Consider the following 25179-nt stretch of genomic DNA (forward strand, 5'->3'; position numbering starts at 1 on the left):
CACCTCTGCAGCTTCAACAGCCAGAGGAGCATTCGCCATGGCCGGAAAGACAAAAATCTCGCTGAGGCTTGCCAGCGCGACGGCGCTCGCCCTCGCGCTCGCCGCCTGCGGACAGCAAAACCGCCAGGCCAGCGTCGACGATCCCATGAACGCGCAAGCGCTCGCCACACTGCCACCATTGCCGGAGGTCCAGCCGCTGGCCGAGGGTCCCGCGACGCCGATCCGCTACGCGCCGCGCGCAACCGCGCTGCCGGCGGCACGGCCGCTTGGCTATGCCGAAGCGCCCTATGACGATCGTTATGCCTGGATCGACCGGGCCGACTGGATCAGCGACACGATCGGCGATGCGCCGCCCGATTATTATTTCGACTATGACGGCGTCGAGCCCTGGGTCTGGGAAACCGGTGGCGACTATCTGACCTATGCCGAGCCGATCGACGACGGCTATCGCTATTATTATTACGAGCCCGGCGCCGACTATCCGTATCTCGTGCGCGATCCCTATTACAGCTACGGTTATCGCGACGGCCGCATCGCGACCGTCTATGACCGGCGAGGCAATTATCTGGCGGCGGCCGAGGCGCAACGCCAGGCGGAAGCCGCCTCGCGCTATTACGCCCGGGCGCGGGCATTGCGCATGGCAGCGCGGGAACGCGAGCGCCGCGGCGTGGTGGCGACGCAATGGGCGGCGCGCCGTCCGGTGATCGCCGCGGCCCGTACCGACTGGCGCGAGGCGCGTGACCGCGTGCCGGACTGGCAGGCGTATCGTCAGCGCCATGCGACCGAGGAAAGCCGCCGACTTCAACCCGAGCGGATCGTCCGCGAGCGGGCGGCGCAGCGCTTCGCGTCGTGGCAGCGCGAAGGCCGCGCCGGCCCGCCGCCGCAGCTCTATGTGCCGGCCGACCGGAGCGGTGGCGCCCGGCAGATCGAGCAGGCGCGCCAGCAGGCACAACGTGCGGCCGATCTGCAGCGTCAGGCACAGCGCCAGGCGGGGCAGGACCGCCAGCAGCAACAGGCGGTACAGGCGCAGATGCGCGAGACTCAGCGCGCGCAGGCCGATGCCCGGCGCGATGCGGCCGGTCAGCGGGCTGCGGTGGACCAGCAACGCTCGGTGCAGGAGCGGCTGCAACAACAGGCCGCGCTGCGCGACCGGGCCCGGCGCGAACATGTCCTGGAGCCCCAACGCGCCGTCGAGCAGCGCGGACAGGTGATGCGCCAGCAGCGGGAGGCGCAACGCCAGCAGGTCGAGCAGCAGCGTGCCCAGCAACGGACCGCTCAGCAGCAGGCACAGCAGCGTGTCGCCGATCAGCGCGGCCAGCAGGTGCGGCAGCAGCGCGAGGCGCAGCGCCAGCAGGCCGAGCAGCAGCGCGCGCAGCAACGGGCCGCTCAGCAGCAACAGGTCCAGCAGCGCGCCGCTGAACAGCGTGGTCAACAGATGCAGCAGCAGCGCGAAGCGCAGCGTCAGCAGGCCGAGCAGCAGCGGTCACAACAGCGCGCCGCCCAGCAGCAGCAGGTGCAGCAACGCCAGCAGGCGCAGCAGCAACAGGCACAGCAACGTGCGGCGCAGGCTCAGCAGCAGGCGGCTCAGCAGCAACAGCGTGCCGCGCAACAGGCGCAACAGCGCGCTGCTGCGCAGCGCCCCCAGCCGGGGCAAGGCCACGACAAGGGCCATGGCAATCGCTGACACCCGGCGCAGTTGAAGGAGGCTTGTGACGGTGTAGAGATGGCGGCCCTTGCATATCGGGGGTGAAGCTTGATCGATCGTCGCTATTTTCTGGCCAGTGCCGCCGCCTCCGCGGCGCTGGCCGCCGAGCCCGCTCTCGCCAGAACCGAGCGGGTGGACTGGCACGCCCTGGCACAAGACGTGCGATCGGAGATGGCCTGGGCCTGGGCGGCGTACCGCAAACAGGCCTGGGGCCAGGACGAGATCAGGCCCGTCTCCGGCACCAGCAAGTCCTTCCTGATCCCTGGCCAGACGGTGGGCCTGTCGATCGTCGAGGCGCTGGACACGCTGTGGCTGATGGGGCTCGATGCCGAGCTCGAGGATGGCGTGCGCTGGATCAGGCAATCGCTGCGCTTCGATCTCGACGGCGATGCGCAGGTGTTCGAGGCGACGATCCGGCTGGTCGGCGGGCTGCTCTCGGGCCATCTCGCGACCGGTGAGGCAAAGCTGCTCGAGCTGGCGCATGATCTCGCGACGCGGATGATGCCGGCGTTCGACACGCCAACGGGCATGCCGATGCGCTACGTCAATCTCCACACCGGCAAGACCCGCGATCCATTGAGCTTCCCCGCCGAGATCGGCGGCGGGCTCGCGCCGGAATTCGTCACGCTGTCGAAGCTGACCGGAGACAAGCGCTTCGGCGAGGCAGCAGTGAACGCGATGCTGACGCTATATGGAAAACGGTCGAAGATCGGGCTGCTCGCCGATACGATCGACGTGACGACCGGTGCCTGGACGACGCGCATCGCCACGATCGGGCCGCCGACGGACAGCTATTTCGAATATCTGTGGGACACATGGGTGCTGACCGGGGACAAGCGCCTGCGCGACGCCTATCGAAGCTGCACCGCCGCGATCCTGGCGCATCTCACGGACCGGACGACGGGCGATCTGTGGTTCGCCAATGTGGATTTCGAGACCGGCGAAAGGCTCGATCTGGTGCAGAGCGAACTGTCCGCTTTCTATCCCGGGCTGCTGCGCGAGGGCGGCAAGCCCGGGGAAGCCAGAGCCGCGATGCGCGGCTGGGAGAAGGCGCAGGACCGGTTCGGCGTGCTGCCCGAGGCGTTCGACCCCGGCGACTGGTCGATCAAGTCGAAAGGCAATGCGCTGCGCCCCGAGCTGGCCGATTCAGCCTTCACGCTCTGGCTGCACGACCGTGACGAGCATTGGCGGCACGTCGCCCGCACGCACTTCCTGAACATGAAACGGACGAGCAAGGTCGCGCACGGCTATTCCGGCCTGAGCGACGTCACCACACCCGGCGCCTGGAACGATGCCTGTCCCGGTTACTGGTGGTCCGAGCAGATGAAATATTACTGGCTGATCTTCAGCGATTGCCCGCGCTTCGACTATCGCGACAATTATCTGTCGACCGAGGGCAACGTGTTCAAGGGGTTGAAGCGCTAGGTCTCAGCGCCGCCCGCGATAGCTCGGCAGGGCGAGCCTCCAATGGATCGCCGCAGCACGCAGGCCGAACCCCGCCGTCGCTGCCACTACCGCCGCTGCAAAAGCCGGAAAGCCCAGCGACACCAGCGCGACATGCAACCCGGCGGAAAGGGCCGCCGCCGTGACATAGAGTTCGGGGCGCATCAGGATCGACGGCTCGCCCGCCAGGACATCGCGGATGATGCCGCCGACACAGGCGGTCATCACCCCCATCAGCGCGGCCGGCACGGGCGGCACGCCGAAAGCGAGCGCCTTGGCGGCACCGAACACCGCATAAGCGGCGAGGCCGACCGCATCGAGCCAGTCGAGCGCCTTGTCCTTCCACCAGGCCTGGGGGGTGATCCAGACCAGCCCGGCGACCGCGAGGCAGATCGCGGCGACCAGCGGATCGTGCACCCAGAAGACCGGCGCGCCGATCAGCAGATCGCGGACCGATCCGCCGCCGACGCCGGTCACCAGCGCGAAGAAGGCGGCGGTGACGAGCGTCTGTCCGCGCCGGGTCGCGGCGAGCGCCCCGGTGGTCGCGAAGACCGCGATGCCGAACAGATCGAGCCAGGGAAGGATCGATCCGAATTGCCAGGGTGCGTGGGGAAGCATGGCGCGTTCTATCGCCAGCGGCGGTTCCGCGCAAAGGCGGCTGGAAACTCGCCGCGTGCTGCGACATAGCGGTGTCATGCAACGCTATCGACCGTCGATGATCGCCCTTGCCATCTGCCTTGCCGCACTCGCCGGTTTCGTCGATGCCCTTGCCTATTCGAGCCTTGGCGGCTTCTTCGCCTCGTTCATGAGCGGAAACACGACGCGGCTGGGCGTCGCCGTCGCGACCGAGCGCTATGACGAGGTGCGCATGGCCGGGGCGCTACTGCTGAGCTTCGTCAGCGGCGTGATGATCGCGACGGTGATCGCGCGGCGCTGGGCAAAGCACGCCCAGGCAGCGGTGATGATCGCGGTGACCCTGCTGCTCGGCCTTGCCGCGACGATCATGCATTTCGAGCCGAACACCAAGGCACTGCTGCTGCTCGCCGCGGCGATGGGCGCCGAGAACGGCCTGTTCCTGCGCGACGGCGAGGTGAGCATCGGCCTGACCTATATGACCGGGTCGCTGGTGCGCATGGCGCAACGCCTTGCCGGCGCGCTGATGGGCGATGCGGATCGCTGGACCTGGGTGCGGTATCTGTTGCTGTGGCTTGGCTTCGTCAGCGGCGTGGTGATGGGGGCGCGCTGCTATGGCGCGTTCGATACCGGGGCGCTGTGGCTGGCGACCGGCGCGGCGGCGGCGCTGACGGTGGTTGTCGCGGCGATGGCGCGGGGCAAGGAGCCGGCCGGGCCTTGGGGCGTTCGCGCAACCTGAGCGCGACTGGCTTTACCAGCCCAGGCTGCGTCGGAAGGACGCCGCTTCCTCCGGACTCATCTGATCGAGCATGACGCGCGTCGTGTAGCTGCCCTGCATGACCGGCCCCTTGTAATAGGCCCAGTCCACGATGCGATCCTCCCGGATCGAAACGCGTTGCCCGCCCTTGAAGCCTTCGACCTGCACAGCATCGTCGACCAGCGCCCCGGTGATACCGTTCTTGTCCCTGCGCAACTTGACCGCCCAGATATATTCGGCGTCGTCGCCATCGATCACGTCATATTTGACCATGAAGTCGTTCTCGTCCGACGCAGGCGCCGCGAAATGCTCCCAGAAGCCAGGCAATTCCTTCTTCGCCCTGGCCATCGCAGCGTTCATCTTCTTGTCGCTCTCGCGGAAGAAGATGACGCGGGGATCCTCCGATGCCTGTGCTTCCTGAGCGCTCGCAATCGCTGGCATCAGCATCGCCAGCGCCGCAACGGCGAACATCCTGTGACGCATCGCTTTCCCCCCGACGGACGCTTTTGTCAGATGTGGATCGGCTTGCCCAGCACCGCCATCGCTGCTTCCTTGATCGCTTCCGAATGAGTCGGATGGGCGTGGCAGGTATAGGCGATGTCCTCGGACGTCGCGCCGAACTCCATGGCCTGCGCAGCCTGGGCGATCATCGTGCCGCCGACCGAGGCGATCACCCAGACGCCGAGCACACGATCGGTCTTCGCGTCCGCAATCACCTTCACGAAGCCGTCGGGCTCATGATTGGTCTTGGCGCGCGAATTGGCGATCATCGGGAACTTGCCGACCTTCACCTCGCCGCGTTCCTTCGCGGCTTCCTCGGTCAGGCCGACGCCGGCGATCTCGGGGTTGGTATAGACCACGCTCGGGATCACATCATGGTTCACGATGCCGGTGAGGCCGGCGATGTTCTCGGCGACCGCGATGCCCTCATCCTCGGCCTTGTGCGCGAGCATCGGGCCGGGAATCACGTCGCCGATCGCCCAGATGCCGTCAACCGACGTCTTGAAGCGGTGATCGGTCTCCACCTGGCCGCGCTGGTTGGTCGCGAGGCCCGCCTTGTCGAGGCCGAGGCCCTCGGTGTTGGGGCGGCGGCCGATCGACACGAGCACCGCATCGGCCTCCAGCGTCGTTGCTTCGCCGCCGGCAGCGGGCTCGAGGGTGAGCGTCGCAGTGTCGCCATTGACGGCCACGCCGGTGACCTTGGTCGAGAGGCGGAATTCCAGCCCCTGCTTCTTCATGATCTTGTTGGCTTCCTTGCGGACCTCTCCGTCGAAGCCGGGCAGGATCTGGTCGAGGAACTCGACGACCGTGACCTTCGCCCCGAGGCGCCGCCAGACCGAACCGAGCTCGAGCCCGATCACGCCGCCGCCGATCACCACCAGATGCTTCGGCACCGACGGCAGTTCGAGCGCGCCGGTCGAATCCACCACGATCTTCTGGTCGATGGTCACGCCGGGCAGCGGGGTGACCGAGGAGCCGGTGGCGATGATGATGTTCTTCGCGCGGACTTCGCGGTCGCCGACCTTGACGCTGTCCTTGCCGGTGAAGCTCGCATAGCCCTTCAGCCATTCGATCTTGTTCTTCTTGAACAGGAACTCGATGCCGCCGGTAAGCTGCTTGACCGCGTCCTTGCGCTGGCCATGCATCGTGTCGAGATCGAGGCTGGTTTCCACCTTCACGCCGAGCTTGGCGAGCCGGCCGGAGACCGCCTCGTCATAGAGATCCGACGCGTGGAGCATCGCCTTGGACGGGATGCAGCCGACATTGAGGCAGGTGCCGCCCAGCGTCTCGCGACCCTCGACGCAACCGGTCTTGAGGCCAAGCTGCGCCGCGCGGATCGCGGCGACATAGCCGCCCGGGCCGGAGCCGATTACCAGGACGTCGAAATCATAGTCAGCCATGTGGCACCTTTACGTACCCCCGCGGAGGCAGGGATCCAGACCCGACCCCCGCCTTTGCGGGAGCGCAAGCCGTATATGGTTAGAGGTCGATCAGGATACGAGTGGGATCCTCGATCGCGTTCTTGAGCGCGACGAGGAACGTCACTGCCTCGCGACCGTCGATCAGGCGGTGATCGTAGCTGAGCGCGAGGTACATCATCGGGCGGACCACGACCTGACCGTCACGGACGACCGGACGATCCTCGATGCGGTGAAGGCCGAGCACGGCGGCCTGGGGCGGGTTGATGATCGGGGTCGACATCAGCGAGCCGAACACGCCGCCGTTCGAGATGGTGAAGGTGCCGCCCTTCATCTCTTCCATCTTCAAGGTGCCGTCCTTGGCGCGCTTGCCGAAATCGCCGATGGTGCGCTCGATCTGCGCGACCGACAGCTGGTCGGCATCGCGCACGACAGGAACGACCAGGCCACCGGCGCCCGACACCGCGACCGAGATATCGACATAATCGTGATAGACGATCTCATCGCCCTCGATCGAGGCGTTGACGCTGGGCACGTCCTTCAGCGCTAGGCACGCTGCCTTGGCGAAGAAGCCCATGAAGCCGAGCCGGACGCCGTGCTTCTTCTCGAACAGATCCTTGTACTTGGTACGCGCCTCGATCACCGCCGTCATGTCGACGTCGTTGAAGGTGGTGAGCATCGCTGCGGTGTTCTGCGCTTCCTTGAGGCGCTTCGCGATCGTCTGGCGCAAGCGCGTCATGCGGACGCGCTCTTCCTTGCGGCCGGTCGAGGCAGCGACCGACGGGGCGACCTGCGGCTCTGCGGGGACTGCAGCGACGGGAGCAGGCGCGGGCGCGGCCGAAGCGGCGGCGACGACGTCGTCCTTGGTGATACGCCCATCCTTGCCAGTGCCCTTGACCGTCGCCGGATCGACACCGTGTTCGAGCACCGCCCGACGCACCGAGGGAGACAGTGCAGCCGGGCCGTCGTCGGCCGGCGCCGCCGTGGCGGGCGCGGGAGCAGCCGCGACCGGCTGCGCGGCCTGGGGTGCTGCGGCAGGCGCGGCGGAGCCTGCGTCGATCGTCGCGATCATCGCGCCGACCTGGACGGTATCGCCGACCTTCACGGCCTGCTGGCCCATGATCCCAGCGACGGGAGACGGCACCTCGACCGAGACCTTGTCGGTCTCCAGGCTGGCGATCGGCTCATCGACCGCCACGGCATCGCCGGGCTGCTTCAGCCACTCGCCGAGCGTTGCCTCGGTGATCGATTCGCCCAGCACGGGCACTTTGACTTCGGTTGCCATCGTATCTTCCTCGGTGCCGCCGGAGCGGTCTTATGATTTGCGCGTGCGGCGGATTTCTTCGCGGACATTGTGGCCGAGCGCGTCGGCGACGAGCGCGGCCTGTTCCATCTGGTGCCGCTTCATCAGGCCGGTCGCCGGCGATGCCGAGGCGGCACGGCCGGAATAATGCGCGCGCGTCACCTTCGTCCCGGCCTCGATGAGGCATTCCTCGAGATAAGGTTCGACGAAGCTCCACGCGCCATTGTTCTTCGGCTCTTCCTGCGCCCAGACCACCTCTTCGAGATTGGCCATCTTCTTCAGGCGCGCGACCAGAGGCTCGCCCGGAAAGGGGTAAAGCTGTTCGACACGCACGATCGCGGTGTTCCTGTCACCCGCTGCGTCGCGTGCCTCCATCAGGTCATAAGCGACCTTGCCGGTGCACAGCACGAGGCGCTTGACCTCGGTATCCGCCGGGGCCGCCGGATCGCTGAGCAGCCGCATGAAATGGCTGTCGCCCTGGAAGTCCGACGCCTTGGACACCGCCAGTTTGTGACGCAGCAGCGACTTGGGCGTGAAGATGATCAGCGGCTTGCGGAAGCTGCGATGCATCTGCCGGCGCAGCAGGTGGAAATAATTGGCCGGCGTGGTGCAGTTCGCGACCTGCATATTGTCCTGCGCGCACAGCTGCAGGAAACGCTCGACGCGCGCGGAGCTATGCTCCGGGCCCTGCCCTTCGTACCCGTGCGGCAGCAGCATGACCAGGCCGTTGGCGCGCAGCCATTTGGCCTCGCCCGACGCGATGAACTGATCGATCATGATCTGCGCACCGTTCATGAAGTCGCCGAACTGCGCCTCCCACAGCACCAAAGTCTTCGGATCGGCCAGCGCATAACCGTACTCGAACCCGAGCACGCCATATTCGCTGAGCGGTGAGTCCAGCACCTCGATACGGCCATGCTCGATCTGCGCGAGCGGCAGATATTTGTGCTCGTCCTTCTGGTCGATCCAGACGGCGTGGCGTTGCGAGAACGTCCCGCGGCCCGAATCCTGGCCCGACAGGCGGACGCCATATCCTTCCGACAGCAGCGAGCCGTAAGCGAGCGCTTCGCCCGTCGCCCAGTCGAAATTGGCGCCCGTCTTGAACATCTCGCGCTTGGCATCGATCACGCGGGCCAGCGTCTTGTGGATGGTCAGATTCTCGGGAACCGTGGTCAAGGTGCGGCCGAGCGAGTCGAACAGCTTGGTCTCGATCCCGGTCTCGACGTTGCGGCGCGCGCTCTCGGCATCCGCCGGCGCATGCAAACCCGACCAGCGACCGGCGAACCAGTCAGCCTTGTTGGGTTTGTAGCTCGCGCCAGCCTCGAATTCGCCTTCGAGCAGAGTCGTGAAGGCAGCGATATTGTCATCGATCCAGGCGCGGTCGATCACGCCCTGCTCGATCAGCTTCGCGCCGTACACTTCGCTGACCGGCGGATGTGCGCGGATGCGGTCGTACATCAGCGGCTGGGTGAAGCTGGGCTCGTCGCCCTCGTTGTGGCCGAAGCGGCGATAGCACCACATGTCGATGACGATGTCGCGGTGGAAGCGCTGGCGGAACTCGATCGCCATCTTGGTGGCGAAGGTCACGGCTTCGGGATCGTCGCCATTGACGTGGAAGATGGGCGCCTGGACGCCCTTCGCCACATCCGACGGATAGGGCGAGGAGCGCGCGAATTGCGGGCTCGTCGTGAAGCCGATCTGGTTGTTGATGACGAAGTGGATGCAGCCGCCGGTATTGTAGCCGCGGATGCCGGAGAAGCCGAGGCATTCCCACACGATACCCTGGCCCGCGAACGCCGCGTCACCATGGATCAGCACCGGCAGCGAGGCCTTGTGCTCCTTCAGATCGCCGGCGATCGTCTGGATCGCGCGGATCTTGCCGAGCACGACCGGATCCTCGGCTTCGAGATGCGAGGGGTTGGCAACCAGCGACATATGGACGCTGATCCCGTCGAACTCGCGGTCGGTCGAGGTGCCGAGATGGTATTTCACGTCACCCGAACCGGCAACATCCTCGGGATTGTCCGAGCCGCCGCCGAATTCGTGGAAGATGATGCGGAACGGCTTGGCCATCACGTTGGACAACACGTTCAGCCGGCCCCGATGTGCCATGCCGAACACGATCTCGCGCACGCCGAACTGGCCGCCATATTTGATCACGCTTTCCAGCGCGGGGATCATGCTCTCGCCGCCGTCGAGGCCGAAGCGCTTCGTCCCGACATATTTGCGGCCGCAGAATTTCTCCCACTGCTCGGCCTCGATCACCTTGTTGAGGATCGCCTTCTTGCCGAGCGGGCTGAACTCGATTGCCTTGTCCTTGCCTTCCATGCGGTCCTGCAGGAAGCGGCGCTCCTCGACATCGGCGATGTGCATATATTCGAGGCCGACATTGCCGCAGTAATTCGCGCGCAGGATGTCGACGATCTCGCGCACCGTCGCCCATTGCAGGCCGAGCGTGCCGCCGAGATAGACCGGCCGGTCGATATCGTCATTGGAGAAGCCATGATATTCGGTCGTGAGGTCGGCCGGCATCTCGCGTTTGGAAAGGCCGAGCGGATCGAGATTGGCGGCAAGATGGCCGCGCACACGATAGGTGCGGATCAGCAACATCGCGCGGATCGAATCCGCGGCGGCACGGACGATATCGTCCTGCGACGGCGCAGCCGCGGCGGGCGCTGCTACGGGTTTGGCGCCACCCTTGGCGGGCTTGGGCGCCGGTTCCATCTGAGTCGGATCGAGCGCCGCGGTCAGATCGTCGGTCGAGGAGAGCGGCCAGTTGGACTGGTTCCAGCTCGGGCCGGTCGCGTTACCTTCCAGGCCTTCGAAGAAACCGCGCCAGCCCGGCTCGACACTGTCGGGAGACACTTTGTAGCGCGCGTACAGCGCATCAATGAACGCCGGGCTCACGCCCCCGGCGATGTCAGCGAAATCCTGGCCTTCGTAGCCCATTGGCTGTTCCTCGGCGCATCCCTGGGGAGGTGATGCCACGTTGGCCCCGCGCGGGGCCTGGTTAACCCTTCAACACCGACAGCAGCGTCGTGCCCAGTTCGGACGGGCTGTCCGCTACCTTGATCCCTGCCGCTTCCATCGCCGCGATCTTGTCCTCGGCGCCGCCCTGGCCGCCCGACACGATCGCACCGGCATGGCCCATGCGGCGGCCCGGAGGCGCCGTGCGGCCGGCGATGAAGCCGGCCATCGGCTTCTTGCGGCCACGCTTCGCCTCGTCGCGCAGGAACTGCGCAGCCTCCTCTTCGGCCGAGCCGCCGATCTCGCCGATCATGATGATCGACTGAGTCTCGGGATCAGCGAGGAAGAGCTCGAGCACGTCGATGAAGTTCGTGCCGTTGACCGGATCACCACCGATGCCGACCGCGGTCGTCTGGCCGAGGCCCGCATTCGACGTCTGGAAGACGGCTTCATAAGTAAGCGTGCCGGAGCGGCTTACAACGCCGACCGAACCCTTCTTGAAGATGCTGCCGGGCATGATGCCGATCTTGCACTCGCCCGGGGTCAGAACACCCGGGCAGTTCGGGCCGATCAGGCGCGACTTCGAGCCGCTGAGCGCGCGCTTCACCTTGACCATGTCGAGCACCGGAATGCCCTCCGTGATGGTCACGATCAGCGGCACTTCGGCATCGATCGCCTCCAGGATCGAGTCGGCCGCGAAGGGCGGCGGCACATAGATGACGGACGCGGTCGCGCCGGTCTTCGCGACGGCCTCGGCAACGGTGTCATAGACCGGCAGGCCGATATGCTCGGTGCCGCCCTTGCCCGGCGTCACGCCGCCGACCATCTGCGTGCCATAGGCCAGCGCCTGCTGGGTGTGGAACGTGCCGGTCTCACCGGTCATCCCCTGGGTGATGACCTTGGTGTTCTTGTCGACGAGGATGCTCATCCGGTTTTCTTCCTCATTGCCACGCGGGCGGGGATTTCTCGGAAGCCGGAGCCGGCTTCCATTCCTTGTCCGCGGCTTGTCGCCGCGACTTGGTTACGCCAGCGAGCTGTCGATCGCCTTGCACGCGACCAGCAATTCCTTGACCGCCTCGACCGAGACGTCGAGGTTGTTCTGCGCCTCGGCGTCGAGCTTGATCTCGACGACCTTCTCGACGCCGTCTGCACCGATGATCACCGGCACGCCGACATAGAGATTGTCGACGCCGTACTGGCCGGTCAGGTGGACCGCCGCCGGCAGCAGGCGCTTCTGGTCGTAGAGATAAGCTTCCGCCATCGAGATCGCCGAGGTGGCGGGCGCGTAATAGGCCGAGCCGGTCTTGAGCAAGGCGACGATCTCGCCGCCGCCCGAACGGGTGCGTGCGACGATCGCGTCGATGCGCTCCTGCGTCGAAAAGCCCATCTCGATCAGGTCGGGAACCGGGATGCCCGACACGGTCGAGTAGCTGATCACCGGGACCATGGTGTCGCCGTGCCCGCCGAGCACGAAGGAGGTGACGTCCTTGACCGAGACCTTGAACTCTTCGGCAAGGAAGTGGCTGAAGCGCGAGCTGTCGAGCACGCCGGCCATGCCGACAACCTTCTGGTGCGGGAGGCCCGAGAATTCGCGTAGCGCCCAGACCATCGCGTCGAGCGGGTTGGTGATGCAGATGACGAAAGCGTCGGGCGCGTTGGCGGCAATGCCCTCGCCCACGGCCTTCATGACCTTCAGGTTGATGCCGAGCAGGTCGTCGCGGCTCATGCCCGGCTTGCGGGCGACACCGGCGGTGACGATGATGACGTCCGCGCCCTTGATGTCGGCATAATCATTGGTGCCGGTGATCTTGGCGTCGAAGCCTTCCACGGGCGAGCACTGGCTGAGATCCAGCGCCTTGCCCTGGGGCACGCCTTCAACCACGTCGAACAGGACGATATCGCCCAGGCCCTTCAGTGCTGCGAGATGAGCAAGCGTGCCGCCGATATTACCGGCACCGATCAACGCGATCTTCTTGCGGGCCATTCCTCGTCCTTTCGGCAATATAAAGCCGCGCGCGCGGCGAAACTGCGCGGCGGCTTAGGCGCGTTTTGCCGTAGGGGCAACCGCTAAAACCCTATATTTTCGCCAGCTTATTGCAACTAATTCGCAAGTGCATTTAGGCGGGTGGGTTGCCTTCGGGATCGACGTACCGACGCTCGCCGGTTGCGTCATTATACCAGACCGTTACGGGCCGGCCGCTCGCATCGTCGACGAAACGCTCGGCCGTCTCGCGCCAGCCGCCCTCGATCGGTTTCGCTTGCGACGCACCATAGCGCCGCCGCTCGAACACGATGCAGGCGAGCACGAATGTCGCCGCGATCAGGGTCGGCCACACCGCAGGATCGATCACCGCGCCGATCGCCGCCGCGGTGAACAGCAGCATCGCGATCACCAGGACGAAGGTGCGCAGCATCATTCGGGCGCGGGATCAAGGATGACGGCGGTGCCGTACGCGACCACCTCGTTCATCGCCTGCGCGATCTCGCCCGAGTCGAAGCGCATCATGACCACCGCATTCGCCCCCATCAGCGCGGCGTTGGCAACGAGGCGGTCGATCGCGTGGCGCCGCGTGTCCTCGACCAGGCGGGTATATTCGGGGATCTCGCCGCCGACGATCGAGCGCAGGCTGGCGGTGATATTGCCCCCGATACCGCGGCTGCGGACGACGACGCCGAACGCCTGGCCGAGTGTCTTGACGACAGCGTGACCGGGGACGTTCTCCGTGGTGGTGACGAGCATCGCATTCCCTCCATGACCTGACACGGCATGATAACAGGCGGCCGGGCGATGGCGAGGGTCAGTTCGCGCCGTGGCCCAGTTCGAGATACTCGTCGGAGCGCATTTCCTCGAGCCGGCTGATCGTGCGCTCGAATTCGAAGCGGCCATCGCCCTTTTCGTACAGCTCGCCCGGCGGCGCATCGGCGGCGGCGAGCAGCTTCACCTTGTGCTCGTACAGCGCGTCGATCAGCTGGACGAAGCGCGCCGCCTCGTTGCGGTTCTCCGGCCCGAGCCGCGGGATGCCGACCAGGATCACGGTGTGGAAACGCCGCGCGACCGCGAGATAATCGGCCGAACCCCGCGCCTCGCCGCACAACCGCTTGAACGAAAAGACTGCGACGCCCTTCAGGCTCTTGGGCACGTGCAACGTGCGCCCGCCGCCGACCGGGAGCTCCTCGGACGGCACATGGTCGCGGTCCTCGGGCGGATAATCGGTCAGGCGGAAAAAGGCAGCGGAGAGCTGGGCGGTCGCCTCGGCGCCGTTCGGCACCAGCCAGGTCTCGACCTGGCCGAGCCGGTCGCGACGGTAATCGACCGGGCCGTTGAGCGCGAGCACCTGCATCTTCGTCTGAATCAGATCGATGAAGGGCAGAAAATGCTCGCGGTTGAGCCCGTCCTTGTAGAGATCGGTCGGCGGTCGGTTGGAGGTCATCACCACCGTCACGCCGTGGCGCAGCAACTCGGTGAACAGCCGCGACAGGATCATCGCGTCGGGGCTGTTGGTGACCATGATCTCGTCGAAGCAGAGGACCTTCACTTCCTCGGCGATGGCCGCCGCGACGGGGAGGATGGGGTCGCCGACTTCCTTCTCGCGCTCGACCCGCAGCCGCGCATGGACGTCGAGCATGAATTCAAGGAAGTGGATGCGGCGCTTCCGCCGCATGTTCACGCAGCCGAAGAACAGATCCATCAGCATCGACTTGCCGCGGCCGACCCCGCCCCAGAGATAGATGCCGGCCGGCGCATCGGGGCGCTTGCCCAGAGCACGCCAGAGGACCGAGCCGCGCTTGGGCGCTGCTTCGAGCTCGGTCGCCAGCGCGTCGAGCCGGCGGGCGGCCTCGGCCTGTTCGGGATCGGGCTTCAATTCGCCCGCGGCGATCAGCGCTTCGTAGCGGGCAAGGACGTTAGGCATCTCTCTATTCTTCCCCGGCGGAGGCCGGGGCCCAGTTGGGAGCGGACAATTGGTTGGCGTTGCGCGCGGTTACATCTGCCTTCCCAACTGGGCCCCGGCCTCCGCCGGGGAAGCAAAAGTGGAGGAACGTCATTGCGCTGCGGTCTTTGCCGACTTGCGGATCGTGGCGGAGAAGCTCGCGACCTTCTCCTCGTCCTGCACGACCAGCCCGCGCAGGAACAGGAGCCGCCCGGTCTCGCGTAGCAGCTCGACCTGCGCCTCCAGCGGCTCGCCGATGCGGCCGCCGCCGATGAACTGAGTCGACAGGTCGAGCGTGACCGCCGAGCCAGCGGTGATCAGGCCGAAGCTGCGCGACGCAGCGAACAACGCGACATCGATGAAGCCGAGCATTGCGCCGCCATGCACGCTGTCGCGCAGATTGGAGTGGCGCCGCTCCGGCGTCATGCGGACCCGGGCGATGCCGCCCTCGATCCGCACCATCATCGGGCCGAGAAAGCTGTTGTAGCGCGATGGATCCGTGAAGCCCCACCGCATCCAGCCGGGATGATCCGGATGCTCCTCGTACAGGAAGGTGGCGGGTGAGCTGGGTTCGGTCACGCGGCGAGCCTCAGACGACTCGCTCTGCTTCCATCTTCTTGATCTCGGCGATCGCCTTGGCCGGGTTGAGGCCCTTGGGGCAGACATTCGCGCAGTTCATGATCGTGTGGCAGCGATAGAGGCGGAACGGATCCTCCAGCTCGTCGAGTCGCTCGCCGGTCATCTCGTCGCGGCTGTCAGCGAGCCAGCGATAGGCTTGCAACAGGATCGCCGGGCCGAGGAACTTGTCGCTGTTCCACCAATAGCTCGGGCAGGCGGTCGAGCAGCAGGCGCACAGGATGCACTCGTACAGCCCGTCCAGCTTCTCGCGATCGGCCGGCGACTGGAGCCGTTCCTTGCCCGAGGGCGGCGGGGTGACGGTCTGCAGCCATGGCTTGATCGACGAATATTGCGCGTAGAAATGGGTGAAGTCGGGGACGAGGTCCTTGATCACTTCCATATGCGGCAGCGGCGTGATGCGGATATCGCCCTTCACGTCCTCGATCGCGGTGGTGCAGGCCAGGCCGTTCTTGCCGTCGATGTTCATCGAGCAGGAGCCGCAAATGCCCTCGCGGCAGGAGCGGCGGAAGGTCAGCGAGCTGTCCTGCTCCGACTTCATCTTGATCAGCGCGTCGAGCACCATCGGGCCGCAAGCGTCGAGATCGATCTCGAACGAGTCGTAGTGCGGGTTCTCGTTCGCATCGGGATCGTAGCGGTAGATCTTGAAATTCTTGACCCGCTTCGCGTCAGCGGCTGCCTTGTGGACCTTGCCGCCCTTTTTGGGTCGGCTGTTCGGGGGCAGTCTGAATTCGGCCATGCCTGAAAGTCTCCGGCGGAAACGAAATGGTGCGTCGCGGAAAGCGGCTATGCCTTTCGGCGCGCGCGTGCAACCCTTTGGCGCGGTCTGCGGCGTCGGATCACCGCATGATTGTAAATTCCGGCACGGCTCACGCATCATCGTCGGCGTTGCGGGCGCCGGACAAGAATCGTAGGGGCGAAGTCCAACATATGAACGAACGGGGCAAGATATGAGACTGAGCGATTGCCACAATGTCGAGGATTTCCGCACCCTCGCCCGCAAGCGCCTGCCTGGTCCCGTCTATCACTATATCGACGGCGCGGCCGACGACGAGGCGACCAAGCGGCGCAACACCGAGGCATTCGAGTCGTGCGACCTGGTGCCGAGCGTGCTCGCGGGGGTCGAGAATATCGACATGAGCACCATTGTGATGGGCCGCAAGATCGACATGCCGCTATTCCTGTCGCCCACCGCGTTGCAGCGACTGTTCCACTGGCATGGCGAGCGCGGCGTCGCCCGCGCGGCGGAAAAGTTCGGGACCTATTTCGGCATCTCCAGCCTCGCGACGGTTGGCATCGAGGAGATCGGCCGGACGATCAGCACGCCCAAGATGTTTCAGCTCTACATCCACAAGGACAAGGGGCTGAACCATGCGCTGGTCGAGCGGTGCAAGGAAGCGAAGTTCGACTGCATCGCGCTGACCGTCGACACGATCGTCTCGGGCAATCGCGAGCGCTGCCTGCGCACCGGCTTCACCTCGCCGCCCAAGCTGACCCCCTCCTCGGCGATCAGCTTCGCGACTCACCCGGGCTGGACGCTCGACTATCTGTTCCGAGAGAAGTTCGAGCTGTCGAACCTCAAGGATCATGTGTCCGAGGGGACCAATGTCGCGCTCTCGGTGGCGGATTATTTCAACAAGATGCTCGATCCGTCGATGGACTGGAAGACGGCCGAGGGCGTGCGCGCGCAATGGGGCGGCGAATTCTGCCTGAAGGGCATCATGTCGGTCGAGGACGCGAAGCGCGCGGTCGATATCGGCGCGACGGCGATCATGGTGTCGAACCATGGCGGGCGGCAGCTCGACGGCAGCCGCTCGCCGTTCGACCAGCTTGCCGAGATCGTCGATGCAGTCGGCGACAAGATCGACGTGATCTGCGACGGCGGCATCCGTCGCGGCAGCCATGTGCTGAAGGCGCTGAGTGTGGGGGCCAAGGCCTGCTCGGGGGGGCGGATGTATCTTTATGCGCTGGCGGCGGCGGGCCAGCCGGGGGTCGAGCGGGTGCTCGGGCGGCTACAGGCGGAGATCGAGCGCGACATGAAGCTGATGGGGGTGAAGTCGGTCGCGGAGCTGACCCGCGGGAATTTGCGGTGGCGTACCTAATTCCCTCTCCCTGCGGGAAAGGGAGGGAGCGCGAAGCGCGGAAGGGTGAGGGTGACCTGTGCCAGTCACCCTCACCCCGCGCTGCTGCGCAGCTTGCCCCTCTCCCGCTGGGAGAGGGGAAGAAGAGAACCTATTCTTGCACATCTTCCCGCAGCTCGGGCTTCGCACCCCAATCGATGTTCCGCGTCAGGTACATCACCGTGGCGAGCGCCACGAAGAGCATCACCGACCCCACCAGCAGCGACAGATCCTCGAGGCTGAGCAGCACATAGAGCACGCCGTAGAGCGCCGAGATCAGCGCGCCGATGAACAGGCTCCGTCGCCAGCTGCCCAGCACCGCAGCCGAGTACGCAGTGAGCAGCGAGACGATCGCACCACCCGCCACCGCATAGGCCAGCGTGAACCCGATCACTTCGGCAAAGGCGAGCAGCATCACGAAGAACAGCACCAGCCCTGAGCCGACCAGGCCATATTCGATCGCCGACACCCGCACCCCGCCGATCACGTCGAACATCAGGAAGGCGAGGAAGGTGAAACCGACGAACAGGAAGCCGTATTTCACCGAGCGATTGACCTGGCTGTAGAGGTCGACCGGGGTGAGCAGGTCGACCCGCGCTTCGTGCTCGCCTGCTTCGGGGCTCCGGCCGCGCCCACCCTCGACCGTGGCCGAGTCGCCCGAAGCCTGATCGAACGCGACGAGCGCAGTACCGAGAGCAAGGTTGCCGACGCGCCAGGTGGAATCGAACCCCGTGCCATAGACTTTCTTGTCCACCGGCAGGAAGCCGCCCTGATAGCTCGGGCTGGGCCAGGACGAGAGCACGCGCCATTCCGTGTCGCCGCCGTTCGGCACCAGCGACAGCGATCCGTTGCCGCGCACCGCATAGTCGAACGCCACGCCGATCTGCCGGCCACGCAGCTCGCTGGCGTCGAACCAGGCGTAGAAGCCCGACCCGCCCGTCTCGCGCATGCCGTTGCCGGGCTGGAGCGAGACCGGCTTGCCGTTGACCGACACCGCGGGCGGCGAGCCGAACAGACCGCGCGCGTCGCTGATGCCGAAGCGGATCTGCGCCCGGTCGAGCGCCAGCGCATCCGGCGCGACGCCGAAACGCTGAAGGTCCGCCGGCAGCGAGAAGCGCGCGCCGCCCCGGTTGCGCGCCTCGAACACGACCACGTCATAGATCGAGCGTCCACGCGTATCCGGCTTGAGATCCGTCTTCAGCTTGGTCGCGTCGGGCGACAGGGTCATCTCGTGCCAGCTCGTGCTGGTCTTGGTCACCGGCTTGCCGTTCTCGGTGACGGTCTCGGTCGTCTGTTTCGAATAGGGAATGACGAGCACCGGCCCGGCAATCACCTGCGGCCCGCCCCATCCCTGCGCGATCGACGCCTGGGCAGTCTCCGACTGGTTCTGGCGATCATAGACGAGGAGATAGATAGCGAAGAGCGGGATCGCGAGCAGCGTGCCGATCAGGAACGGCAGCAGCAATTTGAACCCGGGCGAGCGTTCGGTCGCATAGCGTGCGGACATAAGGGCCTCCCTTTTAGGAGACCTTCAGCTAGCGGCGCGCGGCGGTGGAAGCCAAAGCGGATCGGGAGGAATGACGGTGCAGAACGGGTGCAGGCACAGCCAGCTATCAGCCAAACAGGCAGTCCGAAATTTCATCAGCCATGCGAAAGAGCAGCGGAGGCAGCCCCGCCACAGCATCATGCCATGAACGGCGCCCGATTGAATCGATGCAACGCTTTACCTGGAGCTAGCAGACTTCGGCGGTGTTGGCCGGCAAGGGTCCCGGCGGGATGCGGGCCTCGCTCATGTAGAAGGGATCGCCCTCGATCCGGTGGCTCGTGCCGTACGCCTTGCCCAGCGCCGCGTAGAGCGCGGGATCGTACGCCTGCAGATCGGCATGGGACAGGATGCGGCGGCCGTCGAAGATCACGATCCGGCCGGAATTGAACCAGAACTGGCTGCCCACCGCCCAATATTCGTCGATCGTGGTCGAGGCATATTCGCCCTTCCACCGCCCGGCCCTGAGCGCGGCGCGATAGGCATTGTCGACCTGCTTGTAGAGGCGCGGATCCATGGCGCGGATCGCCTGGAGGATGTCGTGCGAGAATTCGTGGAGGAAGATCGTCTGACCGTAATAGCGCGAGTTGCGCTGGCCGAGCAGGTCCTCCACCGCGCCGCTGGTCAGTTTTCCGGCCATGCCGCGGGCGCGGAAATTCCAATAGGCGCGGTCGGTCATGCGGCCGATGCGCTCGTCATAATGCTTGAGTTCGCAGCGGGTGAGCCGGGGGTCGTCGCGGTCGGGCTTTTTCCAGTGGCGCTGCTCGGGCAGGTCGAGCGTGCTCTCGTCCTCCGCCATGATCGCCACACGGTAGCCGGAGGCGGCCAACCCCTGGGCGAGATCGGGCCGATGGTCGAGCATGCCCTGAATGATCTGCTTCGCCGCCAGCAGCGCCCGATCGGGCACCTTGGCCGAGGAGAGCACGGGGATGCCGTCTGCGTCGACATATTTGGCGTAGAAGGGATCGACCGATAGCGACGCCGGCGGCGAGGCGACATCCGGTGCGGGAGACGCGCACGCAGCAACGATCTGCATCGGGAGAATGCAGCCGAGCAGCAGAAGGAACCGCGCGCTACTCGTCATCGTCTTCGTTGCCGGCTCCTCGCGTTTGCAACAGCGGACAAGCCTCTATCAGCGTCGAGTCCGTTATTGAATCAAGACGCTTTTACGCAGGTCGCCCGCGGCGATGGCGGGTTCCGATCAGTAAACCCGCTTCTTCGGCTTGATATACTCGATGTCGTCAGTGAGCGTGTAATCGTGCACCGGGCGGTAATCGATCTCGGTGGTGCCGCCCTTGCCGCCCCAGCCGTCAAAGGTCGCGACGGTGTGCTTCATCCAGTTCGCGTCGTCGCGGTCCGGGAAGTCCTCGTGCATGTGCGCGCCGCGGCTTTCCTTGCGGTTGGCGGCGCCCTTGATCGTGACCACGGCCTGGCCGATCAGATTGTCGAGCTCCATCGTCTCGACCAGATCGGTGTTCCAGATCAGCGAGCGATCGCTGATGCCGACATCGGCGAAGCTGGAATAGACCGCGTCCATCTTCGTCACGCCCTCGGCCAGCAGGGCGGTGTCGCGGAACACGGCGCAATGCTTCTGCATGGTACGCTGCATCTCGGCGCGGATCTTCGCGGTCGGGGTGGCGCCCTTGGCGTTGCGGAAATGGTCGAGCCGGGTGAGCGCGAATTCTTCCGAGCCAGCGGGCAGCGCATTGTGCGGGGTGTTGGGCTTGAGCTGATCCTTGAGGCGCAGGCCGGTCGCGCGGCCGAACACGACGAGATCGATCAGCGAGTTGGAGCCGAGCCGGTTGGCGCCGTGCACCGAGACGCAGGCCGCCTCGCCCACCGCGAACAGGCCGGGGATGATCGTGTCGGGATTACCGTCCTTATTGTGCACGACCTCGCCGTGATAATTGGTCGGGATGCCGCCCATATTGTAATGCACGGTCGGCGTGACCGGCAGCGGCTGGCGCGTGAGATCGACGCCGGCAAAGATCTTGCCCGTCTCGGTGATGCCCGGCAGGCGCTCGTGCAGCACCTTGGGATCGATATGATCCAGGTGCAGGTAGATATAATCCTTGTGCTCGCCGACGCCGCGGCCCTCGCGCATTTCCATCGCCATCGAGCGCGCGACCACGTCGCGGCTGGCAAGGTCCTTCGCGGAAGGCGCATAGCGCTCCATGAAGCGCTCGCCCTCGGAGTTGGTCAGATAACCGCCCTCGCCGCGCGCACCCTCGGTGATCAGCACGCCGGCACCATAGATGCCGGTCGGATGGAACTGGACGAACTCCATGTCCTGCAGCGCGATGCCCGCGCGCAGCGCCATGCCGTTGCCGTCGCCAGTGCAGGTATGAGCCGAGGTCGCCGACTGATAGACACGGCCGCCGCCGCCCGTCGCCAGCACCACAGCATGGCTGCGGAAGCGGTGGATCGAGCCGTCCGCCATGCAGAGCGCGATCACGCCGCGGCACTGACCATTCTCCATGATCAGGTCGAGCGCGAAATATTCGACGTAGAAGTCCGCGTCGTACTTCAGGCTCTGCTGGTAAAGCGCGTGAAGCATGGCGTGGCCGGTGCGGTCGGCCGCGGCGCAGGTGCGCTGCACGGGAGGCCCCTCGCCCATATTCTGCATATGGCCGCCGAACGGGCGCTGATAGATCGTGCCGCTCTCGTTGCGGCTGAACGGCACGCCGGCATGCTCGAGCTCGTAAACGGCCGCGGGCGCCTCGCGCACCATATACTCGATCGCGTCCTGGTCGCCGAGCCAGTCCGAGCCCTTGACGGTATCGAACATGTGCCAGGTCCAGTGATCCGGCGTGTTGTTGCCGAGGCTGGCGGCGATGCCGCCCTGCGCCGCGACGGTGTGGCTGCGCGTCGGGAACACCTTGGTGATGCAGGCCGTCTTCAGGCCCGACTCGGCGATGCCCATGGTTGCGCGCAGGCCCGAACCGCCCGCGCCCACGACCACGGCATCATAGGTGTGGTCGATGATCTTATAGGCTTCCGGCATCAGACTGGCGCTCCGGCGGCAAAGGCGATCCTGAGGATCGAGAAGATGGCGATCGCGGCGGACGCGACGGTGAAGAAAGTCAGGGCAAGCATCGCGGCGACGCGCGCCTCGTCGTGGAGATAATCCTCGATCGCGACCTGCAGGCCCAGGCGGAAATGGTAGAAGACCGAGACGATCAGCAGGATCATCGGGATCGCGGCCCAGGCCGAGGCGATCCAGTCGTGCAGCGTCTCATAGTGATAATTGGGCAGGCGCGCGATCGAGAGCAGCAGCCAGAGCATCAGGAACAGGTTGGCGCCGGCGGTGATCCGCTGGTTCCACCAGTGATGCGAGCCTTCTTTCGCAGAGCCGAGGCCGCGGACCCGGCCGAGTTCGGTACCGTTGCCCATCTTATTTCCCCACGAGCAGATAGGCCCAGAACAGGGCAGTGAAAGTGATCGAGGCGAAGAAGGTCAGCCAGGAGCCGGCCCGGTTGGTCTTCAGCTCGAAGCCGGCGCCCGCGTCCATCACGAAATGGCGGATGCCGCTCGACATGTGCTGGAACAGCGAGAGAGTCAGGCCGATGCCGAAGACATAGCCGATGATGTTGAGCTTGCCGTCCGCCAGGGTGAAGATGTCGGCAAAGGCGGCATAAGCTTCCTTGCCGCCGGCCAGCGCCGCGAGCCACCACACGAGCAGGATCGTGCCGACCGTCGCCAGCCCGTCGCCGGTGACGCGGTGCAGGATCGAGACGGTCATATGCACGCCCCATTTCCACGCCGTCAGATGCGGCGAGATGGGTCGGGCGGGGTTGCGTGGGCTAGCCAAGGCAGGAAATCCTCTCGGACGATCAGTGGCGCCGTATTAGTCCGCGCGTGCTGCGATGCAAGGCGGATTGGACGGGTGCGGCGGCGCGGATGGGGGTCTTCAGGTCAAGTATGGCGGTAGAAACGGCGTTGGAAAATGCGCAGGACTGCGGCAGGTCGGCAACTATTCGCTGAATTTTGCGACCCACTTGCGAGTGGGGCAAAATCGAGCGGTTCTTGGCGCCTGTGTGCGTGTTACTTGAATGCTGCGGACAGATTCCTGGGCTGCACTTGCGGGGCGCGGATTGAGCCGGGTTGATCAACGATAGCATGATTTCCGCTCGACTTGCCGAATTACGCGAGGGGTATCGGGAGTTCATGGCGCTTTACTTGCCTCTATTTGCCGCACTGATTTGACCGGCATGAGCTGGGCGACTTCAGCAGATCGTGGCTCTAAAGTGAATCACGAGCGGGGCGACATGGATTCACCCGTGTGGATGAGGTGCGATCATGGACAACGATAATGGGAGATCGTGATTGATATGTTCGAAACGACGGTCTTAGAAATCCGAAGTCCGGATGGTCAGCGCGAACTGGAAATCGCCTTGCTCGCGACCGGAATGTATCAATTTACAGAATGGACCAAGCAGGCTGGCGACGAATACACCGGCCCATTCACGGCTGTGACGCACCTTTCAGGCCTTTACGAAACCCAAGAGGCCGCAGAGACCGACGCCCGTAAGATGCTACCTTGGCTCCACGATCAAATTTCAAACTGACCCACTACCCTCTGCCCGAACAAGTTGATCTGCTAAGCGGCGGCGCTCGATTGGGGTTGGGGCACTTGTCGAGTGCCTCATGCGCCGTTCCGACCGAACCCTCTCCGTCTCGCTGCTGCGCAGCTTGGCCTCTCCCGAAATGGGAGAGGCATGTTGGGGGAGTGGTCTCTGCCAATTCCGTTCACCGGTCGGCACGGTTCGCCCCATCCCGGTTCTACGAGTCCGTTATCGCCCGCGACGACTCACCTGTTGTTTCCGGCGATGCCCCCCGTTCGGTGAGGATATGGTCGACAAGCCCCCATTCGAGCGCCTCCTCCGCCGTCATGAAGGTGTCGCGATCCAGCGCCCGTTCGACCTCCTCATAGGTGCGCCCGCAATGCTCGGCATAGAGCCTGGTCATACGGTGCTTGGTCTTTTCCACTTCCGCGGCATGAATGAGGATATCGGATGCCTGCCCCTGATATCCGCCCAGGGGCTGATGAACGTGCAGGCTCGCATTGGGCAGCGCGGCGCGCTCGCCGGGCTGGCCTGCCATCAGCAGAAACGACCCCATGGAGCGCGCCGTCCCCATGCAAAGGGTATGCACCGGCGCCCTGATGTATCGCATGGTATCGTACATCGCGAGGCCACTGGTGATGACGCCACCGGGAGAATTGATGTAGAGTTGAATCGGCTTTTTCGGGTTCTCGCCTTCCAGGAAAAGCAATTGCGCACAGACCAGCGCCGATACCGTGTCATTGACCTCGCCGTTGAGGAAGATGATCCTCTCACGAAGAAGGCGGGAATAGATATCGAAAGACCGCTCTCCACGGCTTGATTGTTCGATGACCATAGGGACGAGTTGCATCGCTTCGCGCACAGGCGAATTCCTTTCCTTCCAGAATTTTCCTCGGTCCGCCGGGCGGCGTCAGGCAGCGCGCAGGAGGCACGACCCGTTGTTGTTCGCCGCTTTTGGCGGATGGCGGCCCACTCGCGCGTCCGCCAGGCGGTGGATAATTCTCAGCCTGGTGCCGCCTGCCGGATTAGGCGCGACCTGGAACGTCACCACGCTTTCGAGGAAAGGCGGCTCGCCGTCCCGCATTCTGTAGCGGATTTCCTCGCCCGGCGCCGAGGAGACCGGCGCCATGTCGGCCAGATCGCCCTTTGGCAGCCATGTATCGCGAAAGGCGGGGATGCTGATCGCTCGCCAGACCTTTTCGGGGGGGGCGTCGAGGTCATAGTCGAGCACCAGGTCCTTTGCCGGGCTCTCGCCCCTCAAGTCTTTCATTGGTCCATGTCCCTCAGCAAGTCCTTCAACGCATCGACACGGGCCGGCCAATAGGCGCGATACTTCGTCAGCCATCCGGCGATGAGCGCAAGGCCATCGGGATCGACCTCATAGTTCACGAAACGGCCCTGCCGCTCTTCCCGTACCAGCCTCGCGTTGCGCAGAACCGAAAGATGCTGGGACATGGCCGGTTGGCTGATCGTCATCCCCTCACGCAAGGCGCTGGCGTTCATGCTTCCGCTCGCCAGCTTCTCGAAAATCGCGCAGCGCGTCGGGTCGGCCAGCGCCTTGAAGATGTGGTTCTGGATCATGCCGACACATAAGCACGCACTTATCTGATTCGCAAGCGCCGTGCGGACCGGAACAGTTTTATGCGCAAATCGGCACTA

At 65.1% G+C, this 25179-nt stretch carries 25 protein-coding genes; 5 read left to right on the forward strand and 20 right to left on the reverse strand.

Annotated features, from left to right (window positions below; all coding sequences use genetic code 11):
• Positions 1-37: 37 nt before the first annotated feature.
• Together WC729_RS04070 and WC729_RS04075 are read left to right on the forward strand one after the other, a co-directional pair.
• Positions 38-1684, forward strand: coding sequence for a hypothetical protein (locus WC729_RS04070; protein WP_372849793.1), 1647 nt, complete (start codon positions 38-40; stop codon positions 1682-1684).
• 69 nt (positions 1685-1753) lie between these two features.
• Positions 1754-3130 (forward strand): glycoside hydrolase family 47 protein, encoded by a 1377-nt coding sequence (locus tag WC729_RS04075; RefSeq protein ID WP_372849795.1) that lies wholly within the window; start codon positions 1754-1756, stop codon positions 3128-3130.
• A 3-nt stretch (positions 3131-3133) separates the two neighbouring features.
• On the opposite strand, the gene WC729_RS04080 is transcribed toward WC729_RS04075, so the two are convergent.
• Positions 3134-3766 carry a trimeric intracellular cation channel family protein gene (locus WC729_RS04080; RefSeq protein ID WP_372849797.1) on the reverse strand — a complete coding sequence of 211 codons (633 nt, stop codon included), beginning with the start codon at positions 3764-3766 and terminating at the stop codon, positions 3134-3136.
• A gap of 76 nt (positions 3767-3842) precedes the next feature.
• Between WC729_RS04080 and WC729_RS04085 the strand changes: the two genes are divergently transcribed.
• A complete protein-coding gene (locus WC729_RS04085) occupies positions 3843-4520 on the forward strand; it encodes a YoaK family protein (protein ID WP_372849799.1) in 678 nt (225 codons plus the stop codon).
• A 12-nt stretch (positions 4521-4532) separates the two neighbouring features.
• On the opposite strand, the gene WC729_RS04090 is transcribed toward WC729_RS04085, so the two are convergent.
• From WC729_RS04090 to WC729_RS04140, 11 genes are all read right to left on the reverse strand, one after another.
• Positions 4533-5021, reverse strand: a complete 489-nt coding sequence (locus WC729_RS04090; RefSeq protein ID WP_372849801.1) for a DUF2314 domain-containing protein — start codon at positions 5019-5021, stop codon at positions 4533-4535.
• Positions 5022-5047: 26 nt separating this feature from the next.
• Complete coding sequence (gene lpdA, locus WC729_RS04095; protein ID WP_372849803.1) at positions 5048-6439, reverse strand: dihydrolipoyl dehydrogenase; 1392 nt, start codon at positions 6437-6439, stop codon at positions 5048-5050.
• Positions 6440-6518: 79 nt separating this feature from the next.
• Positions 6519-7742 (reverse strand): 2-oxoglutarate dehydrogenase complex dihydrolipoyllysine-residue succinyltransferase, encoded by a 1224-nt coding sequence (gene odhB / locus WC729_RS04100; protein WP_372849805.1) that lies wholly within the window; start codon positions 7740-7742, stop codon positions 6519-6521.
• A gap of 30 nt (positions 7743-7772) precedes the next feature.
• On the reverse strand, positions 7773-10709 hold the full coding sequence (locus tag WC729_RS04105) for a 2-oxoglutarate dehydrogenase E1 component (protein ID WP_372849807.1): 2937 nt from the start codon (positions 10707-10709) through the stop codon (positions 7773-7775).
• A gap of 61 nt (positions 10710-10770) precedes the next feature.
• Complete coding sequence (gene sucD, locus WC729_RS04110) at positions 10771-11655, reverse strand: succinate--CoA ligase subunit alpha (protein WP_372849809.1); 885 nt, start codon at positions 11653-11655, stop codon at positions 10771-10773.
• A gap of 93 nt (positions 11656-11748) precedes the next feature.
• Positions 11749-12711 (reverse strand): malate dehydrogenase, encoded by a 963-nt coding sequence (gene mdh / locus WC729_RS04115; RefSeq protein ID WP_372849811.1) that lies wholly within the window; start codon positions 12709-12711, stop codon positions 11749-11751.
• 133 nt (positions 12712-12844) lie between these two features.
• A complete protein-coding gene (locus WC729_RS04120) occupies positions 12845-13144 on the reverse strand; it encodes a hypothetical protein (RefSeq protein WP_372849813.1) in 300 nt (99 codons plus the stop codon).
• Complete coding sequence (locus WC729_RS04125) at positions 13141-13467, reverse strand: YbjQ family protein (RefSeq protein WP_372849815.1); 327 nt, start codon at positions 13465-13467, stop codon at positions 13141-13143. Before WC729_RS04125 ends, WC729_RS04120 begins: the two co-directional genes overlap by 4 nt.
• Positions 13468-13525: 58 nt before the next feature.
• On the reverse strand, positions 13526-14638 hold the full coding sequence (gene zapE / locus WC729_RS04130; RefSeq protein ID WP_372849817.1) for a cell division protein ZapE: 1113 nt from the start codon (positions 14636-14638) through the stop codon (positions 13526-13528).
• A gap of 129 nt (positions 14639-14767) precedes the next feature.
• The gene (locus WC729_RS04135) at positions 14768-15235 is read right to left on the reverse strand and encodes a PaaI family thioesterase (protein WP_372849819.1); all 468 of its coding nucleotides are present in this window, start codon (positions 15233-15235) and stop codon (positions 14768-14770) included.
• A gap of 10 nt (positions 15236-15245) precedes the next feature.
• Positions 15246-16031 (reverse strand): succinate dehydrogenase iron-sulfur subunit, encoded by a 786-nt coding sequence (locus WC729_RS04140; RefSeq protein WP_372849821.1) that lies wholly within the window; start codon positions 16029-16031, stop codon positions 15246-15248.
• A gap of 211 nt (positions 16032-16242) precedes the next feature.
• Between WC729_RS04140 and WC729_RS04145 the strand changes: the two genes are divergently transcribed.
• Positions 16243-17394, forward strand: a complete 1152-nt coding sequence (locus WC729_RS04145; RefSeq protein WP_372849823.1) for an alpha-hydroxy acid oxidase — start codon at positions 16243-16245, stop codon at positions 17392-17394.
• Between the two features lie 130 nt (positions 17395-17524).
• Here the strand turns inward: WC729_RS04145 and creD are convergent, their stop codons facing one another.
• The 5 genes from creD to sdhC all read right to left on the reverse strand — a co-directional run bounded on the left by creD (position 17525) and on the right by sdhC (position 22766).
• Positions 17525-18919, reverse strand: coding sequence for a cell envelope integrity protein CreD (creD, locus tag WC729_RS04150; RefSeq protein ID WP_372849825.1), 1395 nt, complete (start codon positions 18917-18919; stop codon positions 17525-17527).
• A 226-nt stretch (positions 18920-19145) separates the two neighbouring features.
• Entirely contained in the window at positions 19146-20039 is an 894-nt protein-coding gene (locus WC729_RS04155) for a glycoside hydrolase (protein WP_372849827.1), read from the reverse strand.
• Between the two features lie 117 nt (positions 20040-20156).
• Positions 20157-21959 (reverse strand): succinate dehydrogenase flavoprotein subunit, encoded by a 1803-nt coding sequence (gene sdhA, locus WC729_RS04160; RefSeq protein ID WP_372849829.1) that lies wholly within the window; start codon positions 21957-21959, stop codon positions 20157-20159.
• The gene (gene sdhD, locus WC729_RS04165; protein ID WP_372849831.1) at positions 21959-22348 is read right to left on the reverse strand and encodes a succinate dehydrogenase, hydrophobic membrane anchor protein; all 390 of its coding nucleotides are present in this window, start codon (positions 22346-22348) and stop codon (positions 21959-21961) included. The genes sdhA and sdhD overlap by 1 nt, the downstream gene beginning before the upstream one ends.
• Position 22349: 1 nt before the next feature.
• A complete protein-coding gene (gene sdhC, locus WC729_RS04170; RefSeq protein ID WP_372849833.1) occupies positions 22350-22766 on the reverse strand; it encodes a succinate dehydrogenase, cytochrome b556 subunit in 417 nt (138 codons plus the stop codon).
• 511 nt (positions 22767-23277) lie between these two features.
• On the opposite strand from sdhC, the gene WC729_RS04175 reads away from it, so the two are divergent.
• A complete protein-coding gene (locus WC729_RS04175; protein ID WP_372849835.1) occupies positions 23278-23523 on the forward strand; it encodes a hypothetical protein in 246 nt (81 codons plus the stop codon).
• A gap of 214 nt (positions 23524-23737) precedes the next feature.
• On the opposite strand, the gene WC729_RS04180 is transcribed toward WC729_RS04175, so the two are convergent.
• The 3 genes from WC729_RS04180 to WC729_RS04190 are packed head-to-tail and all read right to left on the reverse strand — an operon-like array spanning position 23738 to position 25101.
• Positions 23738-24370 carry an ATP-dependent Clp protease proteolytic subunit gene (locus WC729_RS04180; protein WP_372850999.1) on the reverse strand — a complete coding sequence of 211 codons (633 nt, stop codon included), beginning with the start codon at positions 24368-24370 and terminating at the stop codon, positions 23738-23740.
• 60 nt (positions 24371-24430) lie between these two features.
• Entirely contained in the window at positions 24431-24790 is a 360-nt protein-coding gene (locus tag WC729_RS04185) for an SRPBCC domain-containing protein (RefSeq protein ID WP_372849837.1), read from the reverse strand.
• Positions 24787-25101 (reverse strand): ArsR/SmtB family transcription factor, encoded by a 315-nt coding sequence (locus WC729_RS04190; RefSeq protein WP_372849839.1) that lies wholly within the window; start codon positions 25099-25101, stop codon positions 24787-24789. The genes WC729_RS04185 and WC729_RS04190 overlap by 4 nt, the downstream gene beginning before the upstream one ends.
• Positions 25102-25179: the final 78 nt, after the last annotated feature.

This window comes from Sphingomonas sp. (assembly GCF_041661825.1).
In the GTDB taxonomy this organism is placed as follows: domain Bacteria; phylum Pseudomonadota; class Alphaproteobacteria; order Sphingomonadales; family Sphingomonadaceae; genus Sphingomonas.